This window comes from Pseudomonas sp. OV226 (assembly GCF_003148705.1).
GTDB lineage: Bacteria > Pseudomonadota > Gammaproteobacteria > Pseudomonadales > Pseudomonadaceae > Aquipseudomonas.
The window spans coordinates 158,155-175,069 of sequence record NZ_QGGS01000011.1; the positions used below are offsets into that span (position 1 = coordinate 158,155).

The 16,915-nt window shown below is 59.3% G+C and carries 18 protein-coding genes; 9 read left to right on the top strand and 9 right to left on the bottom strand.

What is annotated here, in order from left to right; translation table 11 throughout:
* Window positions 1–163 precede the first annotated feature (163 nt).
* Window positions 164–1,396 (top strand): serine/threonine transporter SstT, encoded by a 1,233-nt coding sequence (gene sstT, locus C7534_RS18850; RefSeq protein WP_109786668.1) that lies wholly within the window; start codon window positions 164–166, stop codon window positions 1,394–1,396.
* Between the two features lie 186 nt (window positions 1,397–1,582).
* On the opposite strand, the gene C7534_RS18855 is transcribed toward sstT, so the two are convergent.
* The 4 genes from C7534_RS18855 to C7534_RS18870 all read right to left on the bottom strand — a co-directional run bounded on the left by C7534_RS18855 (window position 1,583) and on the right by C7534_RS18870 (window position 4,608).
* Window positions 1,583–2,092: a DUF1993 domain-containing protein gene (locus C7534_RS18855; protein WP_046032575.1), complete on the bottom strand. Its 510-nt coding sequence runs from the start codon at window positions 2,090–2,092 to the stop codon at window positions 1,583–1,585.
* An 87-nt stretch (window positions 2,093–2,179) separates the two neighbouring features.
* The gene (locus C7534_RS18860) at window positions 2,180–3,589 is read right to left on the bottom strand and encodes an ArnT family glycosyltransferase (RefSeq protein WP_109786647.1); all 1,410 of its coding nucleotides are present in this window, start codon (window positions 3,587–3,589) and stop codon (window positions 2,180–2,182) included.
* Between the two features lie 3 nt (window positions 3,590–3,592).
* Window positions 3,593–3,871 (bottom strand): lipid-A-disaccharide synthase N-terminal domain-containing protein, encoded by a 279-nt coding sequence (locus tag C7534_RS18865; RefSeq protein WP_109786648.1) that lies wholly within the window; start codon window positions 3,869–3,871, stop codon window positions 3,593–3,595.
* Window positions 3,868–4,608: a glycosyltransferase family 2 protein gene (locus tag C7534_RS18870; RefSeq protein ID WP_109786649.1), complete on the bottom strand. Its 741-nt coding sequence runs from the start codon at window positions 4,606–4,608 to the stop codon at window positions 3,868–3,870. Before C7534_RS18870 ends, C7534_RS18865 begins: the two co-directional genes overlap by 4 nt.
* Window positions 4,609–4,920: 312 nt before the next feature.
* Between C7534_RS18870 and C7534_RS18875 the strand changes: the two genes are divergently transcribed.
* On the top strand, window positions 4,921–5,568 hold the full coding sequence (locus C7534_RS18875) for a YceH family protein (protein ID WP_109786650.1): 648 nt from the start codon (window positions 4,921–4,923) through the stop codon (window positions 5,566–5,568).
* 296 nt (window positions 5,569–5,864) lie between these two features.
* Here C7534_RS18875 and C7534_RS18880 read toward each other — a convergent pair whose 3' ends face one another.
* Entirely contained in the window at window positions 5,865–6,383 is a 519-nt protein-coding gene (locus C7534_RS18880) for a cupin domain-containing protein (RefSeq protein WP_109786651.1), read from the bottom strand.
* 9 nt (window positions 6,384–6,392) lie between these two features.
* Window positions 6,393–7,211, bottom strand: a complete 819-nt coding sequence (locus C7534_RS18885) for a shikimate 5-dehydrogenase (RefSeq protein WP_046032581.1) — start codon at window positions 7,209–7,211, stop codon at window positions 6,393–6,395.
* Between the two features lie 246 nt (window positions 7,212–7,457).
* Between C7534_RS18885 and C7534_RS18890 the strand changes: the two genes are divergently transcribed.
* The 3 genes from C7534_RS18890 to C7534_RS18900 all read left to right on the top strand — a co-directional run bounded on the left by C7534_RS18890 (window position 7,458) and on the right by C7534_RS18900 (window position 8,541).
* The gene (locus C7534_RS18890) at window positions 7,458–7,832 is read left to right on the top strand and encodes a hypothetical protein (RefSeq protein WP_109786652.1); all 375 of its coding nucleotides are present in this window, start codon (window positions 7,458–7,460) and stop codon (window positions 7,830–7,832) included.
* Between the two features lie 231 nt (window positions 7,833–8,063).
* Window positions 8,064–8,258: a hypothetical protein gene (locus C7534_RS18895; RefSeq protein ID WP_007944773.1), complete on the top strand. Its 195-nt coding sequence runs from the start codon at window positions 8,064–8,066 to the stop codon at window positions 8,256–8,258.
* A 100-nt stretch (window positions 8,259–8,358) separates the two neighbouring features.
* Window positions 8,359–8,541, top strand: a complete 183-nt coding sequence (locus tag C7534_RS18900) for a hypothetical protein (protein WP_046032584.1) — start codon at window positions 8,359–8,361, stop codon at window positions 8,539–8,541.
* On the opposite strand, the gene C7534_RS18905 is transcribed toward C7534_RS18900, so the two are convergent.
* Complete coding sequence (locus C7534_RS18905; protein WP_077431768.1) at window positions 8,538–9,599, bottom strand: AI-2E family transporter; 1,062 nt, start codon at window positions 9,597–9,599, stop codon at window positions 8,538–8,540. The genes C7534_RS18900 and C7534_RS18905 overlap by 4 nt on opposite strands.
* Before the next feature lie 178 nt (window positions 9,600–9,777).
* Between C7534_RS18905 and trhP the strand changes: the two genes are divergently transcribed.
* Complete coding sequence (gene trhP, locus C7534_RS18910) at window positions 9,778–11,103, top strand: prephenate-dependent tRNA uridine(34) hydroxylase TrhP (protein ID WP_046032586.1); 1,326 nt, start codon at window positions 9,778–9,780, stop codon at window positions 11,101–11,103.
* A gap of 42 nt (window positions 11,104–11,145) precedes the next feature.
* On the opposite strand, the gene C7534_RS18915 is transcribed toward trhP, so the two are convergent.
* Window positions 11,146–12,009, bottom strand: coding sequence for a LysR family transcriptional regulator (locus C7534_RS18915; RefSeq protein ID WP_046032587.1), 864 nt, complete (start codon window positions 12,007–12,009; stop codon window positions 11,146–11,148).
* A 98-nt stretch (window positions 12,010–12,107) separates the two neighbouring features.
* Here C7534_RS18915 and C7534_RS18920 point away from each other — a divergent pair, with 98 nt between their 5' ends.
* Entirely contained in the window at window positions 12,108–13,025 is a 918-nt protein-coding gene (locus tag C7534_RS18920; protein WP_109786653.1) for a DMT family transporter, read from the top strand.
* Between the two features lie 178 nt (window positions 13,026–13,203).
* Window positions 13,204–14,523 (top strand): hypothetical protein, encoded by a 1,320-nt coding sequence (locus C7534_RS18925; protein ID WP_109786654.1) that lies wholly within the window; start codon window positions 13,204–13,206, stop codon window positions 14,521–14,523.
* A gap of 41 nt (window positions 14,524–14,564) precedes the next feature.
* On the opposite strand, the gene C7534_RS18930 is transcribed toward C7534_RS18925, so the two are convergent.
* Entirely contained in the window at window positions 14,565–15,278 is a 714-nt protein-coding gene (locus C7534_RS18930) for a FadR/GntR family transcriptional regulator (RefSeq protein WP_077431764.1), read from the bottom strand.
* Between the two features lie 280 nt (window positions 15,279–15,558).
* On the opposite strand from C7534_RS18930, the gene C7534_RS18935 reads away from it, so the two are divergent.
* Window positions 15,559–16,905 (top strand): MFS transporter, encoded by a 1,347-nt coding sequence (locus C7534_RS18935; protein WP_046032591.1) that lies wholly within the window; start codon window positions 15,559–15,561, stop codon window positions 16,903–16,905.
* Window positions 16,906–16,915 lie beyond the last annotated feature (10 nt).

The following is a 16,915-nucleotide window of genomic DNA, read 5'->3' on the forward strand; positions in this document are numbered from 1 at the left end:
TCGGCGGCGCAGCCGAACGCAGGCTTCGCCAGCGGCTACAAATCGTGTGATGGCTGACTGATCGGCACTACACCCCTTTCCGGTTTCCCGCCTGTGGCCTGCCCCCGTTTATTGCCGCAAACCTGCGAAACCTTGCACTTATAGAAAATCAGAGATGCTGTTTATGACTGCTTCATCCCCTTCTCTATTGCAACGCCTGAAACGCACCAGCCTGGTGACGCAAATCGTTATCGGCCTGCTCGCCGGTATTGCCTTGGCCCTGTTCGCGCCTGAAGTGGCGAAGTCCACGGCGTTTATTGGCAAAGTCTTCGTCAGCGCATTGAAAGCAGTCGCGCCGATTTTGGTGTTCGTGTTGGTCATGGCCTCGATTGCCAACCATAAACACGGCCAGGAAACACATATCCGGCCGATTCTGTTCCTGTACCTGCTGGGGACTTTCGCTGCCGCGGTGGTCGCCGTCGTGGCCAGCATGATGTTCCCGTCGAGTCTGGTGCTGTCCACCCAGGACGTCGCGGTGACGGCACCGGGCGGTATTGGCGAAGTCCTGCAAAGCCTGCTGCTGAGCGTGGTTGATAACCCGATCAGCGCACTGATGAACGCCAACTTCATCGGCATCCTGGCGTGGGCGATCGGCATGGGCATCGCCATTCGCCACGCCGGCGACACCACCCGCGAAGTACTGGGTGACTTGTCCAATGGCGTGACCGTGATCGTGCGCGTGGTGATTCGCTTCGCCCCGCTGGGGATCTTCGGCCTGGTGTCCTCGACCCTGGCCACCTCCGGTTTTGGTGCCTTGATCGGCTACGCACACCTGCTGGCCGTGCTGCTGGGCTGCATGCTGTTCGTGGCGCTGGTGATGAACCCGCTGATCGTGTTCTGGAAGGTGCGTCGCAACCCTTATCCGCTGGTGCTGACCTGCCTGCGTGAGAGCGGCATTACCGCGTTCTTCACGCGCAGTTCGGCGGCGAACATTCCGGTCAACCTGGAGCTGAGCAAGCGCCTGGGCCTGCACGAAGACACCTACTCGGTATCGATCCCGCTGGGCGCGACCATCAACATGGCCGGCGCGGCGATCACCATCACTGTGCTGACCTTGGCAGCCGTGCACACCTTGGGCATCGCCGTGGACATTCCGACGGCCATTCTGCTGAGCGTCGTCGCAGCGATCTGTGCCTGTGGCGCTTCGGGCGTGGCCGGCGGTTCGCTGTTGCTGATTCCGCTGGCGTGCAGCCTGTTCGGCATTCCTAGCGAAATCGCCATGCAGGTGGTGGCGGTCGGTTTCATCATTGGTGTATTGCAGGATTCGGCGGAGACCGCGCTGAACTCCTCCACGGACGTGCTGTTTACCGCCGCGGCGTGCCTGGGCGAAGAACAGAAAGCCGAGCGTTTGGCCTGACACAAACCCTTGTAGGAGCGAGCCTGCTCGCGATAGCGTTCAATCATTCAACATAGATGTCGCCTGATACTCCACCATCGCGAGCAGGCTCACTCCTACAGGAACCGTGGTGTAGTTGATAAATGCGTACACATGAAAAAGCCCCCGCAGCTTAAGGCTCCGGGGGCTTTTTTGTACCTGGACGGTTTAGAACGCGCCCATGAAGTCGCGCTTGCCCACTTCCACACCGTTGTGACGCAGCAATGCGTAAGTGGTGGTGACGTGGAAGAAGAACTGCGGCAGGCCGTAGGTCAGCAGGTAAGCCTGGCCACTGAAGCGCTTCTCTTTAGGAGTACCCGGACGGGTAACGATCTCGATGCCTTCCTTGCCGTTGATCTGCTCCGGCTTGATCTCGCCGATGAAGGCCAGAACCTTGGCGATCAGTGCTTGCAGCTCAGCGAAGGTGGTTTCGGTGTCGTCGTACTTCGGCAGCTCGATTTCGGCCAGGCGCGAGGACACGCCTTTGGCGAAATCAACGGCGATCTGTACCTGACGCACCAGCGGGAACATGTCCGGGTACAGACGTGCCTGCAGGAATGCGTTCGGGTCAATGTTCTTGGCAGTGGCGTGGGCTTCGGCCTTGTTCAGCACATCGCTCAGGGCATTGAGCATTTGCTTGAAAACAGGAACAGAAGCGTCGTACAGGGCGATGGTCATGGCAGGTCTCGTGTGGTGACAGGAGGGAAACGTCGGCCGATTATAGCCATGCGCAGCCCTCCTCCGACCGCTCTTTTTAAGCGGCGATCAACGGCACTCGCCACCCAAACGCACAAGGACCGCGCCCCGTTCCGGTTTCAGATAAGGTTTGACCGCGCCAACGGCGCACGACACCAGGTTCTGTAGCTCTGGCTGGAGCGGCTCCTGCATGAACAACAACCCCGCGGGCCGGGACTCTCCCTGCAACTGCTCCACCGTCAACGCTGCAACCGGCCGGCCCAGGTAATAGACCAGACGGATATCCGGCTCGCCGAGGGTGTAGGCTTTTTGGCCCGGTTGCCCTGCGGCCAATGTCGCGACCTGTTCCAGGCCAGCGACCCGGTGAGCCAGTACCCGCGCTTCAACGAACATGTAGAACACAACGAACCCGGCCAGCATCACGTAGGGTACAACGGCCAGGACCGTGCGCCAGCGCCCCTTCAGATCATCGAGCACTGCCGCCCAGTGCATGGCCAGCAGCAACGCCATGGACGGGTAAACCGGCAACAGGTACTTGCCGTGCTTTTCGGTGAACATCGAGAAAACCAGCAGCGGCAGCAGCGTGCAACACAGCAGCATGGCCGCTTCACGGCGCGAGCGGATCATTGCCCAGAACTTGCGCGGCTGCACAAACACAATCAGCCAGAATGGAAAGAAATCACCGGCCAGGTACAGCAGATACGCGTACCAGGCCTCGGCGCCCTGCCCGTCAATCTTCTTCACGATGTCTTCGCTGATGATCGACGCCCAGATGCCCCAGCCCTGACTTACCGACACCGCCACGTACCAGGAACTGCCCAGCACCACGGCAATCAACCAGCCCCAACCGTCACACAGGTAAGCCTTGGCCCGCGCATCGCGGTAGATCAAGGCGTACGTCAGAATCGGCGCCGTCACCCACAACAGGCACACCGGGCCTTTCGTCAGCAGTGCACAGCCAAGAAGGACGTAGCTGAGGCGGCGCCAGACATCCCGGCCCTGCAGGAAGATGAACTGCCACGCTGCCAGCAATGCGCCAAAGCACAGCAGGGTCAGCAGCATTTCGATTTCAGAGCGGCGGGCGAACAGACTGAAAGCACCGTTGGCGGCCAGAAACACCACGGCGAACAAACCGACCTGGCGCCCGGCCTGCCTGACGCCGTACCAATACGTGCCAAGGCAGCACAACATCGCGGCCAGCGCCGACGGCAGGCGCACACTCCACTCGGACAAACTGCCCAGCACGGCCGTCGACACCAGGCCCGCCCAATAGAAAAACGGCGGTTTGGACAGGTACAAATCGCCGTTCATGTACGGCAGCAACCAGCTCCCCGCTTCGCGCATTTCCCGCACGGTGACAGCGCGACGAGCCTCGTTGACACTGAGGAACGGCACGCTGCCCAATCCCCAGAAAAACAGCAGCGCAATGGCGATCGCCGCAAGTAACGTGATATTCCGGGTCGATAACGATCCGCGCATGACCTACTCCTTCAGGCTTTTGCTTTTGGCGATCAACTGCAAATTGCGAAAATAGACGATTGAACCGAAGGCCTGCCCGACAATGAACACCGGGTCCTCACGGTAAATGGCGTACGCGAGCAACAGGGTGCTGCCGACGATGCTCAGGTACCAGAAGCTCACCGGGATCACGCTGCGTTTTTTGTACTCGCTGTACAGCCACTGCAGGATAAAGCGGCCGGTAAAGGCGATCTGGCCAATAAAACCGACTGCCAGCCACATGGCTTCGCGGGAAAGATTCATCCTTCAATCTCCTGCGCATGGGTGTTCAGGCGCGTGCGTTTGATCAGCCACCAGACGCCGATCAGGTCGAGAATGCCCACTAGGGCGCGGTCGAGATTGCCGTACTTGGACACCCCGGCGGTGCGCGGTCGGTGGTTGACCGGATGAACGATCATTCGGCCGTTATGGCGCTGGATCAGCGCCGGGATATAGCGATGCATGTGGTCGAAGTACGGCAGGCGCAAAAACGCCGCACGCTCGATCAACTTCAAGCCGCACCCCGTGTCCGGGGTGGAATCCTTGAGCAGGCGACTGCGCAGGCCGTTGGCGAAACGCGAAGCCCAGCGCTTGCTCGCGGTATCACGGCGATTGACCCGGTGCCCGGCCACCAACTGCACATCGACGCGTCCCGGCTCACCGCGCACCAGCGCCAGCATACCGGGGATGTCCGCCGGGTCGTTTTGCCCGTCGCCATCGAGTGTGGCCAACCACTGTCCACGCGCCTCGAACGCCGCGTGGTAAAGCGAAGTGCTCTGCCCCAGCGAACGTTCATGGTGCAGGATGCGCAATGCGTCCAGCCCGTTGTGCCGCATTTGCCGCAGTTCGTGCAAGGTGGCATCGGTGCTGCCATCGTCAACGACGATGATTTCGTAAGCCTCATCGGCCAACGCCACGCGGATTTCCTCAAGCAGTGGCCTGAGGTTGTTTGCTTCGTTTTTGGCTGGAATCAGTACAGATACAAAAATGTCTTGGTTCATGGAGTCTCTCTCGCCTTTATTGGTTTTTTGTAAGCAGAGGCGAATGAAGGTGTCGTACACCGAGTGACTCGATGCATGGGGCAGAAGTTCGGGGGCGATACAGCCAATGACCACAACGCCGTGAATGGCTCGCGCGACGTCGCGCGAGCCCGCATAAGGTGCCCGCGCATTTGTAAAAAAGTCGTTAATATTTCATTTAGGTTTCGTCATCGTTATGGCGCAGGCACAACGAATTCAGTTGCCATTGGCGCTCGCCCCTCTAAAGTGCATCCAGGCACGTGAAAAACATGAACCGGGCAAGGATTCGCAACCATGAACACTGAGCAAGAAACGACCTCTGACGGACCGCGGCTTAACAGCGCGGAAATCCGAATTTTGGGCTCGCTGATCGAGAAACAGGCCACCAGCCCCGAAACGTATCCGCTGACCCTCAATGCCCTGGTGATCGCCTGCAACCAGAAAACCAGCCGCGAACCGGTGATGAACCTGACCCAGGGTCAGGTCGGCCAGAGCCTGCGGGCGCTGGAAGGACGCGGCTTCGCCAAACTGGTGATGGGCAGCCGCGCGGATCGCTGGGAGCACAAGGTCGACAAAGCCCTGGAACTGGTGCCGGCACAAGTGATTTTGACAGGCCTGTTGTTCTTGCGCGGCCCGCAGACGACCAATGAATTACTGACCCGCAGCGGGCGCATGCATGAGTTTGAAGACGCCGAACAGGTGGTGCATCAGCTGGAGCGTTTGATTGTCCGGGGCTTGGCACTGTTGATTCCAAAGCAGGCTGGCCAGCGGGAGGACCGGTATATGCATGCGTTGGGTGATCCGGCAGACATCGAAGTGATTCTGGCGGCACGGCACAATCCGGTGGAGCGAGGCAATGCCAGCGGGATGTCGGTTGAGCGAATCGAAGAGCTTGAAGCGCGAATTGCCGCGCTGGAAGAACGCCTGGCCCGCCTCGAATAACCCGTAGCAGCTCGTCCGGCTTGTAGCAGCCGTCAAGCAGCGCGAGGCTGCGTCCGGCTTGTAGCAGCCGTCGAGCAGCGCGAGGCTGCGTCCGGCTTGTAGCAGCTGTCGAGCCGCGCGAGGCTGCGTCCGGCTTGTAGCAGCTGTCGAGCAGCGCGAGGCTGCGTCCGGCGGCGAAGCCGTCGTGAGTCAGGCTAACGCTGTCTGTCTGAAACACCGCAAGTTCTGGTTCAGCGCCTGCTTCGCAGTCGGACGCAGCCTCGCGCTGCTCGACAGCTGCTACACGCTGCTACAGGTTACTCACCGTCCCAATAATCCACGCCGTCGCCCGGCCGGGCGATGGCAACGAAGCCCGAAGCATTGCCCTCGGCATCCACCCTGAAATCATCCATCACCGCATACTTACCGGAATCCGGGTACTCGCAAATTTCCGGTGATTGCTGGGTGCTCACCGCCAGATAGCGCAGTTCAGCGTTGCTGGTATTGATGATCTGATGCGCCGCTTCCGGACCACCTGGCGGACAAGCAATCACGTCGCCCGCACGGATGGGAAAACGCTCGGTCCCGAGGCGTACCTCCCCTGCCCCGGCCACGACGTAAAACATCTCCTCGTTGACCCGATGGCTATGAAACGGGCTGCCACGCATGCCCGGTTCCAGCGCATACAGCCGATACCCAAGCTTTTGCGCGCCCAATTGCTGGCCAACGCGGGCGAAACGCTGCTGGTAGCGACCGGCCGTGTCGCCGGTAGGAGCCAGGGCTTCGGGCAACGGTTCAAGATCGACCTGGTTCAGATTGAGAATGCGCGGGTGCATAGGCACCTCCTAGCTGCGGGCAAATTCCACGGCTTTGTGAAACTGCTCATCCGTGGGCCTTACACCGGTGTACAACACAAACTGCTCCAGTGCCTGGATCGCGATCACTTCCAGCCCCGTGATGACTCGCTTGCCTTGCGCACGACCGCTCACGATCAGCGGCGTTTCCGAGGGAATTGCCACCACATCGAAGACAGTCTGCGCGCTGGCAATCGCGTGCGCATCAAACGCCAGTTGATCAGCTTCCGGACCGCCCGTCATGCCAATCGGTGTGACGTTGATCAGCATTTGCGGGCGCTGTGCGCCCAGTTCCGCTTGCCATTGGTAGCCCAGCGACTCAGCCAGGGCGCGTCCGGCGCGTTCATTTCGGGCGACGATCAAACCGTTTTTGTAGCCGCCATCACGCAACGCGCTGGCCACGGCCTTGGCCATGCCGCCGCTGCCGCGCAGGGCAAAGGTCGACTCTTTGGGCACTTCGTGGGTCTTGAGCAGTTGTTCGATGGCAATGTAATCGGTGTTGTACGCCTTTAAATGGCCATCGGTATTAACGATGGTGTTGATTGATTGAATGGCCGCCGCCGAGGCGTCCAGTTCATCAACCAGCTCGATACACGCTTCCTTGAACGGCATCGACACCCCGCAGCCACGAATGCCCAAGGCGCGAATACCGCCGACAGCGCCGGGCAAATCCTGGCTGCTGAAGGCCTTGTAATAGAAATTCAGGCCCAGTTGTTCATACAGATGATTGTGAAACCGCAGGCCGAAGTTGCCGGGGCGCCCCGAGAGCGACATGCACAGCTGAGTGTCTCGGTTGGGGTTCATCTGCATGAAACTTTCTCCTTCAATAGCACTTTCAGATGGACGGGATTAGCCAATCCATCGGGTCTGATCGATCATAATCAAAGGCCTGCGCGAGGTAGCGCGGGTCTGTCAGGAAATCGGTACAGACCTTACACAAAATTTACCTATCGGCCGTGCTGTTTTTCAAAAAAAAGCTGTCTTAGAGGTATCCCCGCGACAATCCTTGGGTCTATTGCAGACGCAAGCGCCGGGTCGAAAAGACGAGGATTTATCATGAACCGTAAAATCACCACAGTTGCCTTGCTGATCGGCGCACTCGCTGTCGCAGGGCAGGCACAAGCCCATGGCGGTGGTTGTGGTAACTGCTGGCAAGGTCCGGCGATTTTTGGTGCGCTCGTCGGCTCGGCCATTGTCGGTTCGGCCGTGATCAACGCCAACCGGCCGGTCTATGTTCAACAACCGGTTTACGCTCAACCGGCGCCGGTTTACATGCAACAACCGCCACCGGTTTATTACCAGCCTGCACCGGTCTACGTGCAACAGCCGGTCTACTACGCCCCGGCACCGGTTTACTACGGTCCGCCACGTGGTTATTACGGCCCGCCGCGCGGTTACTATGGCCCTCCCCGTGGTTATGGCCACTGGTAACAACATTCCCCGGCCCCGCCTCAACAGCGGGGCTTTTTTGTGACCGTTCGTCGGCGAACGTCTGGATAAATCGCGTCAAGGTCGCTGTGGGGACAGAGTGGGTGGTTCAAATGGGCAAGATTGACATGACCCGCCCTCGCCTTGCGCCAAACGGTCATATTTTTGTCATATCAGGTCCGCAAGCTTGGATCTGTCCGCAAACAACAGGTTGATAACAACAAGGACGACCTCATGCCTACGCAAAACCCGCACCGCATTGTCGGTTTGTGCACTTCCAGCAAGGTGTACAACGCTTTGACCGAACTCAAGCACCTGGAAGGCCATCGCAGCGCCAAGTTTCTTTCGCTGCTGGCGGAAAACCTGGTACGCAAGGGCCTGCTCAACGAACACGAAGTGGTTCACATGCTGGATCTGGTCGTCGACTGAGGCGAACACTCATCGGCGTCAATGACCACTATCGAACGTGTTGATTGTCCGTTCCTGCGCGACGTCCTTAAGGTAGCTCCATAGATTGATGGAGGTACTTATGTCCCAGGTTCAGATCATGTCCGTTATCGGCAGCGCCGTTCCCTCATCGCTTAGAGAGCTGGGTTTGCTTGCCTGTTGGTATCTGGTGCAGGACGGCGAAGCGATCAGCGGTCCGCTCACCTCGCTACCCGCCGCCCAGGCCTTGTCGCAGCGCATCGGCCAAGGCCTGCTCAGCGCCTAAGGCAACTGCACCCGCGGTTTGGTTTCGATGAAAATGTCCCAACTCGACATGAACAGGGCCGCGATCAGCGGCCCGATAACGAAACCATTGAGGCCAAAGATCGCCAGACCGCCCAGTGTCGAGATGAGGATGAGGTAGTCCGGCATCTTGGTGTCCTTGCCCACCAGGATCGGTCGCAAGACGTTATCCACCAGGCCAATCACAAAAACCCCGTACAGCCCCAACGCCACACCCTGCCAGATCGCCCCGCTGAGCAGGAATAACGCCGCCACCGGCGCCCAGACGATCCCTGCCCCCACCGCTGGCAACAGCGACAAAAACGCCATCAGCACCGCCCAGAGCAACGCGCTCGGGATGTCCAGAAACCAGAATATTGCCCCACCCAAAGCGCCCTGCGTGATCGCCACCAGCAGGTTGCCCTTGACCGTCGCCCGCACCACGCGATTGAACTTGAGTTGCAAGCGACGCTTCTGGTGCTCCTCCAGCGGCACCGCCGCGCGAACCTTGCGTGCCAGTTCGGCGCCGTCACGCAAAAAGAAATAGAGCAAATACAGCATGATGAAAAAACTCACCACAAAATCAAACGTGCCCTGGCCGAAGCTGAACGCCTGAGTGGCGAAAAACTCATTGCCCGTCACCGCGCTCTTGATGATTTTCTCCCGCAGCCCGCTCAATTCGCCCACCCCGAACCGGTCAAGCAGGTGCTGGAAGTACGGCGGCAGGCTGTGCTTGAAATGCGAGACGAACCCGGCGATATCCAGTTCACCACTTTCGATGCTTTTGTACAGCGTGGTCCCCTCTTGAACCAGCAGGAAGCCAAGGATGATCACCGGCAGGATCGCAATCACCAGACAGATACTGAGCGTGAACAGTGACGTCAGGTTGCGCTCCCACCCCAGTTTCAATTGCAGTCGGCGCTGCATCGGCGCAAAGAGGATGCCGAGGATCACCGCCCAAAACACCGCACCGTAAAACGGCAGCAGAATCCAGATGAAGGCGGCGGTCACCAGCCATAGCAAGATCACCAGTGATCGGTTGTGTACGGTTTCTTCGCTCATGTCCGGTCCGTGTCAGTGCGCAGGGGGACGCAGGCTCTTGTACTGACGAGCCTTTCTGATACTTAGTCCGCCACGGTTCGCGCGAGTGCCATCCGTTTGTTCATCAAGCATAGATCCAGATCAATAAACCCCTCGGGCAAGCCGATTACGCTCCTTGGCTTTTGCGACCGACACTGCCATGACTCCCCTCGCCCCCGAACTGCTCGCCCCTGCCGGCACCTTGAAAAACATGCGTTATGCCTTCGCCTACGGCGCCGATGCGGTGTACGCCGGCCAGCCGCGCTACAGCTTGCGGGTACGCAATAACGAATTCGATCACGCCAACCTCGCCCTCGGCATCAAGGAGGCCCAGGCCCAGGGCAAGCGTTTTTACGTGGTGGTGAACATTGCGCCGCATAACGCCAAGCTCAAGACCTTCCTCAAGGACCTGGCACCCGTAATCGCCATGGCGCCGGACGCGCTGATCATGTCGGATCCGGGCCTGATCATGCTGGTGCGGCGACACTTTGCGCAGATGCCGATTCATCTGTCGGTGCAGGCCAACACCGTGAACTGGGCCAGTGTCGAGTTCTGGCAGCAACAGGGGTTGAGCCGGATCATCCTGTCGCGGGAACTCTCGCTGGAAGAAATCGGCGAAATCCGCGAACAGGTGCCGGCCATGGAGCTGGAGGTGTTTGTCCATGGCGCGTTGTGCATGGCCTATTCCGGGCGCTGCCTGTTGTCGGGCTACATGAACAAGCGCGATGCCAATCAAGGCAGTTGCACCAACGCCTGCCGCTGGAAATATTCGGCGCAGGAGGCCACGGAAAATCAGCTCGGCGAAATCGTCCAGCAATATCAACCCGAACCGACCTTGGGCCTCGGCCCCCCCACCGACCAGGTGTTCCTGTTGCAGGAAGCCAATCGGCCAGACGAACTGATGCCGGCCTTCGAGGACGAACACGGCACCTACATCATGAACGCCAAGGACCTGCGCGCCGTTCAGCACGTCGAGCGTCTGACGCACATGGGCGTGCACTCGCTGAAAATCGAAGGCCGGACCAAGTCCCATTTTTATTGCGCGCGCACTACGCAGGTGTATCGCCGGGCCATCGACGACGCCGTGGCCGGGCAAGCATTCGACCGCAGCCTGATGACCGACCTGGAGTCGTTGGCGCAGCGTGGCTACACCGAAGGATTTTTGCGACGGCATGTGCATGACGAATACCAGAACTACCAGAACGGCAGCTCGGTGTCGGAACGACAGCAGTTTGTCGGTGAACTGACCGGAGAGCGCCGCGATCGGCTGGCTGAGGTCAAGGTGAAAAACCGCTTTGGCCTGGGCGATCACATGGAACTGATGACCCCCAAGGGCAACTTCCATTTCGATTTACATCAGCTTCAGAACGCCAAAGGCGAACCGATTGAAGTCGCGCCGGGGGATGGGCACACGGTGTACTTGCCGATTCCGGACGCGGTGGATCTGAACTTCGGATTGCTGATGCGCGACGTCCGCGTGACCTGAGCTCCAAACACGAACGGAACCCTGTGGGAGCGAGTTTGCCAGTCACGCGAACTCCTCGCGCAGCATCGCCACAAACGCTTCGCGCGCCGGGTGAACCCCGGCGTTTTCATGCCAGTAAAACAAATTGTCGATAGCCGTCAGCTCAGGAAATTCATACCCCGCGCACCCCGCCCCCTTGGCGTACTGATCAAACACCCCTTTGGGCACTAACGCGACACCGGCACCCGCGCTGACACACCCGACAATCGCGCCATAACTCGCCAGACTGACAATCGGCAGCGCCAGCCCCTGACGCAACAACCAATGTTCCAGCGCCGCCCGATACGGACAACCCTGGGGCCACATGAAGACGGTCTTGTCCTGCAAATCCGCAATGCTGTGCACCGCTCCCAGCGACGTTGAGGCAATCAACAAAAGCTCTTCGCGGTACATCGGTGTGCGCTTGAGTTGAGCGCGCTCGACATCCACGGCGACGATGGCGCCGTCGAGCCGGTGGTTGAGTGTGTCGTCGAGCAATTGGCCCCAGCTGCCCGTGGTCAATTCCAGCGCAACTGCGGGATAGCGCTTGTGGAATTTCGCCAGCAGCCGCGGTAAGCGACCGGTGGCCGAGGACTCGATGGCGCCGATGCGCAGCGGCCCGGAGGGGTCGGCTGACGGGTCCAATGCGCGCTTGGCCTCAACGGTCAGCGCCAGAATTTTTGAGGCGTAGGACAAAAACGTTTGCCCCGCCGCGCTGATGCGCAGCCCTCGACCCTCGCGCAGAAACAGCGCCACCCCCAATTCCGTCTCCAGCGCCTTGATCCGCGCCGTGATATTGGACGGCACGCAATGCAGCAACTCGGCGGCCCGGGCGATGCTGCCGACATCGGCCACGGTCTTGAACATGCGAATCTGCGCCAGCTCCATAATCATCACCAAAAGTGAACGGTCTACGCAGTATAAGTCAGTTGTGGAGAGCAATCTGAGTTCTGATACTCAATGCACCTACCTGATGGTGCACGACCATGAATTCACGCACGCACGCTCCCCGCTCGCCCTGGAAAATCATCCTCGCGATGGCTTTTGTCGTCGCGTGCTGGGGCTATTCACCGACCGGCATTCATATCGGATTGCAGGCCTATGACCCCGGACACCTGGCACTGCTGAGGTTTCTGATGGCCTCGGTGTTCATGGCGGTCGTCGCCGCGTTCAAAGGCATCCGCCTGCCCAGGCCTCGCGACCTGCCGTGGCTGGTTGCTCTCGGTTTTTTCGCGGTGAGCCTGCATCACGTCGTACTGAACATAGGCCAGCAGCATGTCACTGCCGGGGCTTCCAGCGTGTTGGCACAATCGACACCGTTGTTCAGCACGCTGCTGGCGCGTTTTGTGTTCAAGGATCGGGTCAGCTTCTGGCGCTGGGGCTGCATCGTGTCGGGAATGATTGGCGTGGTGATTGTGGTGGCCGGTGATCACGGACTGGGCGGCCTCGATGTTTACGGTTTGTTGATCTTGCTGGCAGCAGTGTCCTGGAGTTTTTACTTCGCCTTGCAGAAGCATCATTCCACGCGCTATGACGGCCTGACGCTGGTGTGTTACACGGTCTGGTCGGGCACGGCGTTGTTATTGATTTACCTGCCGGGATTGGCCAGCGAGGTCGTCAGCGCACCGGTTCATGTGCAGTGGGCGGTGCTGGCGCTGGGCATATTTCCCAGTGCGCTCGCCTATCTGGCGTGGGCGTTTGTGCTGGCCCATGTGGACTTGAGCCGCGCAACCATGACGCTGTATCTGATCCCGCCGACCGCGATGGCCATCGCCGCTTACGCCTTGGGTGAACAGCCAACACTGATGGTCGGCGTCGGCGCCCTCGTGATTTTGATCAGTGTGCTGGCATTGAATATGGAACGACGCGCCACCGTTACCGCGAGCGGCCCGGTGCGCCCCTGAACGGAGGTAGCGCCGGGTTAAAGAATTACTGGGGGCTGCCGACCTTTTCAGTTCACATGTATGTGGCACTTATCGCCATGGATTGCCTATGACCCGCTTTGTTGTTATCGGTTTGCTGACGTTGATTTCAGGTTGCGCCAGCAAGCCAATACCTGCCCCCGTGCCCAAGATACCGCCCATGACAACGGAGGAAATGCTCGACGAGCCACTGCTGACTCACTCGGTCATGCGTGATGCAGACCTGCTCAGCTATCTGGTGAGCATTCCCGAGCGAAACATGAAAAACACGCAATCGACCTTGCAGATGCAAGCCAACTGCGACGCCACCGGTGCCACCGCCCTGTTCCTCGACACACGTATCGTCTCCGGTTCCAGCACCGGGTCCTACAAGTCGCCCAAGAACACTCCATTGTCTGCGCCACTGCTGGCTCGCCTGGCGCAGAACCCGAGCTTCGTCGAAGCCTGCGCGGAAACGCCCCCTGCGGATTGGCGTGTGGCCTTGGGCGGCGACACGGAACGCCGGCTGCTGATCGACCGCAACAGCTTCAAGGCACAAGGCAGTTCCGTGTTGTTCTGGGGCGCGATTGATGAGCCGGCATTGCTCACCGACGCGAGCTATAAAGTGTTATTCGGACAAACTCGCAGCCGTTATCAAGTCGATTGCAAGGGCCAGACCTACCGCGTGTTGAGCGAGTTCAAACTGGACGAAAAAGACCAGATCACCCGAGGAACGCTGCTTGCCGACGCCCCGCAAACAAACTTCGAGCAAGGTGCGGATGTCCGGCCTTTGTTGAAAGCGGCCTGCGCCCCGGCCTCCCAACTGTCGACCCTGGCGCCCTACTCTCCCCGCCGTAAAGTGGCGCAGGTCTATCAATCCAGACCCGTTGCGGCAAACGTGCTCAAGTCGATTGCCGACCTGAACCTGGCACCGCCGGCCAAGGCGATCAAAAAGATCGAGATTCACTCGAAAAACGTCGGGTACCTGGGCGGCGCGCCGTCGCAGAGCGAGCAACGCTACGAAATCGATCCACAAAGTGGCCAGTTGAAATTGCAGTGGCCTGGCAAGGTGATAGACACCTACTCGGTCAATTTCCGCGGGCTGTTGACGCTACGCCTCGACAGCCAATACACCGACCGAAAACTGCCCGTGTCGTACGCAATCGATACCGAAAACCTCACATTCACCGGCGACTGGAGAACGATGGCGGTTGGCTCATCGTTGGGCTATCACATCACCCAACAGCGTCGCAGCACGCTCAAGGGCACCTCGCTCAACAGCGAAAAACTCGAGTGTGTGGTCGAGCGCCAAATTGACGCCGTACAGGTCAACACTTCATTGCAAGGCGGCGCAAAAGAACTGGCGTGCACGATTGAAGGGGGTGAGCTCAAAGTGAGCGTGACGATGTATTACCTTCAGGATTACGGTTACTTCTTCCGGTCGCGCTATCAGGCTGGATCGATAACGGATGTGCGAACGACCTTGCTCGCTATCGAGTGAACTGACACAGAACCTGTGGCAAGCGCCTTCGCCACACAGTTTCAGCCACCCGGTGAAAACCGGTCGCGGCTGTTGGTCAGGTGCAGCCACATCGCCGCACGCGCCGCATCCGGGTCTTGCCGTTTGATGGCATTGAGAATCGCCTCGTGCTCGAGGTTGGCAAGCTGCCCGAGCTTGCTCAAATCTGCCGCACCGCGCTCGACGGCGTTGACGCGAGTCCGGGGAATCATCGCACTGCCCAGGTGCTGCATGATTTCGGTGAAACACACATTGCCGGTCGCTTCGGCGATCAACAGGTGAAAACGCCTGTCAGCCTCAACGCAGCTGTCGTTATTGGCCAGCAGGCTTTGATAGTCGTCCAGCGCTTCACGCATGTGCGCCAACTGCGCCGGCGTACGGCGTGTCGCCGCCAGTGCGGCGGCCTGAGTTTCCAGGCCCATGCGCAATTCCAGAATGCTGCGCACCCCCAGTGCAGTGTCGACATTCAACCGCAACCCTTGCTCAGGGGCACGCTCCAGCACAAAGGTGCCGATCCCATGTCGGGTTTCCACCAGGCCTGAAGCCTGCAACTTCGAAAGCGCCTCGCGCACAACGGTGCGACTCACCCCATGCTCCTGAACAATCGTGTTCTCCGACGGCAGCTTGTCGCCCGGCGACATCTGCCCGAGCAGGATGCTCTGGGTCAACTTGGCCACCAGGTCATGGGCCAGGTTGTGAGTGCGCTTGCGGGCAGGCGCGTCGAAGTCTTCTTGCATGGCGATCATCCAGAAACAGGGCTGGTTGAATCGTAGCACTGCGCCGGGCGGGAATCTCGACAAAACCTCGCCAACTTGTATGACAACACTCAACAAAACAACCAAACAGCGCCTTTTAAGACACAAGCACAACCCTGAAACAGAAGCCACACCTGCCAAAAAAGCGCCATTTTGTTGAGCAACCCCTATTGCGAAGCCAAAAAACCTAGTTGTATGATGTCTATCAACAACGCAACACCAGATACACCCCGCATAACAATAACGAGTGGGAGAAAATCCAGTGAATACATCCATACCCGGGATGAACGATGGCATCGATTGCGCCTTGAAATCAGCCATCGCGAAAGTGAAACGACATGTCCTTCCGCTGTTCGTCATCATGTTCATCGTCAACTACATCGACCGTGTGAACATCGGTTTCGTCCGCGCCCACATGGAACATGACCTAGGGATTGGCGCTGCCGCCTACGGCCTCGGGGCCGGGCTGTTCTTCATCGGTTACGCGCTGTTCGAAGTCCCCTCCAACCTCCTCCTGCAAAAAGTCGGCGCACGAATCTGGCTGACCCGCATCATGCTGACCTGGGGCCTGGTGGCCGCTGGCATGGCGTTCATCCAGAACGAAACCCACTTCTACATCCTGCGATTCCTGCTGGGCGTGGCCGAAGCCGGATTTTTCCCGGGGGTGATTTATTACTTCACTCGCTGGCTGCCGGGGGTTGAGCGCGGCAAGGCGATAGCGATCTTCCTCAGTGGCTCGGCGATCGCGTCGCTGATCTCCGGCCCGCTGTCCGGGTTACTCCTGCAAATCAGCGGCTTTGGCCTGCATGGCTGGCAATGGATGTACTTCATTGAAGGGATGTTTTCGGTCGGGTTGTGCGTGTTCGTCTGGTTCTGGCTGGACTCCAAACCCCACGACGCCAAATGGCTGAGCCGCGAAGAACAGGATGCGCTGGTCAATGCCATCGACGACGAGCAACAGGCCCGCGAAGCCGCGACACCAATCAAACCGTCGCTGGGCAAGCTGCTCAAGGATCGCCAGATCATTCTGTTTTGCCTGATCTACTTCTTTATCCAACTGACCATTTACGCGGCGACCTTCTGGCTGCCGAGCATCATCAAGAAGATGGGCGATCTCAGCGACATTCAGGTCGGGCTGTTCAACTCCATCCCGTGGTTGCTATCGATCGTCGGCATGTACGCGTTCGCAACGCTATCGACCAAGTGGAAACACCAGCAAGCCTGGGTCGCCGCCGCGCTGCTGATCGCCGCCGCCGGGATGTTCATGTCCACCACGGGCGGGCCGATCTTTGCCTTCGTTGCGATCTGCTTTGCCGCGCTGGGCTTCAAATCCGCTTCATCGCTGTTCTGGCCAATCCCGCAGGCGTATCTGGATGCGCGGATCGCCGCGGGCGTGATCGCGCTGATCAACTCGGTCGGCAACCTCGGCGGTTTCGTCGCACCGACCACCTTCGGCCTGCTGGAAGAACACACCGGCTCGATTCAGGGCGGGCTGTACGGGTTGGCAGCGACCTCAATCATCGCCGCGATCATTGTCTTCGCCGCCCGCAACAAACCGAAAACCGCGCCTACCACCGCACTGGGCAATCCAGCGCCCAATCACGCCTGATCTTTTGTTT

What these genes read in the sequence shown, in the direction of transcription:
- sstT (WP_109786668.1), top strand. Translation starts at nt 164, where the DNA reads ATGACTGCTTCATCCCCTTCTCTATTGCAACGCCTGAAACGCACCAGC.
- C7534_RS18855 (WP_046032575.1), bottom strand. Translation starts at nt 2,092, where the DNA reads ATGACCATCGCCCTGTACGACGCTTCTGTTCCTGTTTTCAAGCAAATG.
- C7534_RS18860 (WP_109786647.1), bottom strand. Translation starts at nt 3,589, where the DNA reads ATGCGCGGATCGTTATCGACCCGGAATATCACGTTACTTGCGGCGATC.
- C7534_RS18865 (WP_109786648.1), bottom strand. Translation starts at nt 3,871, where the DNA reads ATGAATCTTTCCCGCGAAGCCATGTGGCTGGCAGTCGGTTTTATTGGC.
- C7534_RS18870 (WP_109786649.1), bottom strand. Translation starts at nt 4,608, where the DNA reads ATGAACCAAGACATTTTTGTATCTGTACTGATTCCAGCCAAAAACGAA.
- C7534_RS18875 (WP_109786650.1), top strand. Translation starts at nt 4,921, where the DNA reads ATGAACACTGAGCAAGAAACGACCTCTGACGGACCGCGGCTTAACAGC.
- C7534_RS18880 (WP_109786651.1), bottom strand. Translation starts at nt 6,383, where the DNA reads ATGCACCCGCGCATTCTCAATCTGAACCAGGTCGATCTTGAACCGTTG.
- C7534_RS18885 (WP_046032581.1), bottom strand. Translation starts at nt 7,211, where the DNA reads ATGCAGATGAACCCCAACCGAGACACTCAGCTGTGCATGTCGCTCTCG.
- C7534_RS18890 (WP_109786652.1), top strand. Translation starts at nt 7,458, where the DNA reads ATGAACCGTAAAATCACCACAGTTGCCTTGCTGATCGGCGCACTCGCT.
- C7534_RS18895 (WP_007944773.1), top strand. Translation starts at nt 8,064, where the DNA reads ATGCCTACGCAAAACCCGCACCGCATTGTCGGTTTGTGCACTTCCAGC.
- C7534_RS18900 (WP_046032584.1), top strand. Translation starts at nt 8,359, where the DNA reads ATGTCCCAGGTTCAGATCATGTCCGTTATCGGCAGCGCCGTTCCCTCA.
- C7534_RS18905 (WP_077431768.1), bottom strand. Translation starts at nt 9,599, where the DNA reads ATGAGCGAAGAAACCGTACACAACCGATCACTGGTGATCTTGCTATGG.
- trhP (WP_046032586.1), top strand. Translation starts at nt 9,778, where the DNA reads ATGACTCCCCTCGCCCCCGAACTGCTCGCCCCTGCCGGCACCTTGAAA.
- C7534_RS18915 (WP_046032587.1), bottom strand. Translation starts at nt 12,009, where the DNA reads ATGGAGCTGGCGCAGATTCGCATGTTCAAGACCGTGGCCGATGTCGGC.
- C7534_RS18920 (WP_109786653.1), top strand. Translation starts at nt 12,108, where the DNA reads ATGAATTCACGCACGCACGCTCCCCGCTCGCCCTGGAAAATCATCCTC.
- C7534_RS18925 (WP_109786654.1), top strand. Translation starts at nt 13,204, where the DNA reads ATGACAACGGAGGAAATGCTCGACGAGCCACTGCTGACTCACTCGGTC.
- C7534_RS18930 (WP_077431764.1), bottom strand. Translation starts at nt 15,278, where the DNA reads ATGCAAGAAGACTTCGACGCGCCTGCCCGCAAGCGCACTCACAACCTG.